Raw genomic sequence first — 713 nt, 5'->3', positions numbered from 1 at the left:
GACAACCCACGTTTGAAGATGTGACACCAGAAGGAGTAATAGACTATACTAAGCCGGGAACATACATTGGTCAGGTGAAGGTAACTTATCCAGACGGTTCAACAGAAATTGTGGATGTGACAGTTACTGTAACGACACCAACCTCAGATGAAACTCAAGCTGATAAGTATGAACCTATTGTTTCACCTGAAGTGATTCAATCAGGCGGAACAGTAGACTTAACTGACAATGTAACGATTCCAGGGTACGTAGAAGATCCTAAGTATCCAGGACAACCCACGTTTGAAGATGTGACACCAGAAGGAGTAATAGACTATACTAAGCCAGGTAAATACATCGGTTTAGTTAAAGTTACTTATCCAGATGGTTCGTTTGAAATATTTGAAGTTCCAGTTATTGTTTCTGTCTCAGATTCAGAAAATGATGGAGATAATGGTGATCCAAATATCCCTGAAAAATCTGATGATTCACCTTCCAAAGCCGGAGTTTTACCGAATACGGGAGAGTCTGATCAACTTGTTCTGTTTTCAGGTGCTGCTCTTTCAATATTAAGTGGATTAGGATTAATTGCAGTAGGAGGCAGAAAAAAAGAAGAAAATTAAGATGTTTGAACGATTTGTAATAAAACTATTCAAATTTTAAAATCAAGGTGATAATATTTTGGCTCTATGTCCAATAGGGTTGATGCTATCCAAGGAGATTAAGCAATTAAC

At 37.7% G+C, this 713-nt stretch carries 1 protein-coding gene; it reads left to right on the top strand.

Going from position 1 to position 713, the window contains the following annotated elements; all coding sequences use genetic code 11:
• On the top strand, positions 1–602 hold a 602-nt coding region (locus tag ACQV2S_RS08840; RefSeq protein ID WP_428885412.1), incomplete at its 5' end, for a Rib/alpha-like domain-containing protein.
• Positions 603–713: the final 111 nt, after the last annotated feature.

This window comes from Facklamia sp. P13064 (assembly GCF_050409425.1).
Taxonomy (GTDB): domain Bacteria; phylum Bacillota; class Bacilli; order Lactobacillales; family Aerococcaceae; genus Facklamia.
Note: the sequence above shows the minus strand (reverse complement) of the source record. Positions and strands in the feature narration are given on the sequence as shown.